Genomic DNA, 1,713 nt, shown 5'->3' on the forward strand with positions numbered 1-1,713 from the left:
CCATCAGACGTCTGCGATTCAGTTTTTTTAAAAAGAAGAGAACTATCAATAAGATGTAATGCTGAAATAGAGGATTCGCCTAGAGTAGCCAAAGCTTGCAATTTTTCCTGTTGCGGACTAGATAGGATCCATTTTGAATTATTTGTTAACCTGAAGTTAGCACGAGAACTTTCATCAACACGAGCTCCCCCTTCAAGGGTAGAAGCATCAGCGAGAATATCTATAGTAGAATTATCCTCAACCCTCAACAATAAATCTCCAGAAATTGTTGAACTTTGTGAGAGTTTAACAAGAGCATCAAATTTACCGCTATAAAGAGCAACACTGTTAGGAACAGTGAAGTTTGTCCCCATTAAATGAACAGCCGCCTCTCCAGGAAAAACTTTTTTCTCTCCGCTATCAGAGACTACTTCCCCCAAAAAGCGCATACCATAAAATGCATCGCTGTTCACTGTAAAAGTAGAATTTTCTATATAAGCACGATTATCTCTCCGCAGCAGTAAAAGACCGTGAGCACTGGCAATATCGACTTGTCCTCCAGAAACATCGAGATAACCATCACTTCCAGACATGTAAAAAGCTGATTTTTCACTATGTTCTCCTACTTCCGGCACCTGTGTGCCCTTTTCGGCAATAGAAACACCTCGTAAAAAGACCTTTCCGTCTTTTCCTGTTTTAATACCAATACCATCAGTAAAATCAATTTTTCCCCCGTCCATTTTAATATGCGCACCGTTATCACTCAAAAGACTGATCGCTTTGCCACTGGTCTTCACGTCTGTATTTTTTAAAGAAACAACAGTCCTTTTACCAATAGATGTTTGATCATTCATCACAATTCGTGTAGTCTCCGTTGGTATCCTCTCTGAAGGAACAACAGCTGTTCCACTAACACTAGAACTCTCTTTCTCAGTTGATGAAACACCAGGTCCTACCCCTATTGCAACAACCCCCATTCGAAATGCATTAATCGAACCACCTTGCATATCAACGAACCCGTGCTCAGTAGCATACACACCACCTAAGACATCCTTAAAAGTCGAATTGATGAGAATGACTGTTCCTTCTTCTACCTTTACACCATAATTCCAAAAACTTTTTTTCCCTTCACCACTAACAGTTATATTGCTCGCTTTAACCCTAGTATTCTCTTCAGACACGTCTATAGCTACAGTTCGAGCGACATTATTTGCATTTCCAGAAATATTTCCTGAACTCTCAGAACCATTCGCTGGCTTTTCAGCAACACTCTTAAGAGATTTATGATAAGTTTTACCAGAAATTTCATGTCCTTTACCATCATTGCACCGATAAAATAAATCACTCCCATTACATGATAATCCGCTATTGCCAGAAATTTCCACCCGAGCATCAGCATTGTGTATAGAGAAAAAAATAGCTGTTGTGAAAGCACATAAAGAAAGGTGATTTTTAACGATCTTGATCATAATTCCTCCATAAACCCCTTTGCTAAATCTTATTAAAACAACATGAGCACTCTGAATAACCACGATTTAAAAGTGTATATTTAATACGTTGTGTTGTTTCAACTCATACACAATTAATATATTTTGTATTTTATGTAAAGAATCTAAAATTCATTTACTAAAACGCCTCTTCAAAAATGGGTTCAGTAAGTTTTCACAAATACAGCATAAAAAAAACTGAGCTAATTAAACAGTGTATTTAAAATACTCAAAGCATACCTCTTCG

At 37.5% G+C, this 1,713-nt stretch carries 1 pseudogene; it reads right to left on the reverse strand.

The features are described from left to right. A pseudogene (locus tag BN200_RS09405) lies at window positions 1-1,448 on the reverse strand (hypothetical protein); the annotation flags it as partial. Between the last annotated feature and the right edge of the window lie 265 nt (window positions 1,449-1,713).

The organism is Bartonella senegalensis OS02, from assembly GCF_000312545.1.
GTDB classification, from domain to species: domain Bacteria; phylum Pseudomonadota; class Alphaproteobacteria; order Rhizobiales; family Rhizobiaceae; genus Bartonella; species Bartonella senegalensis.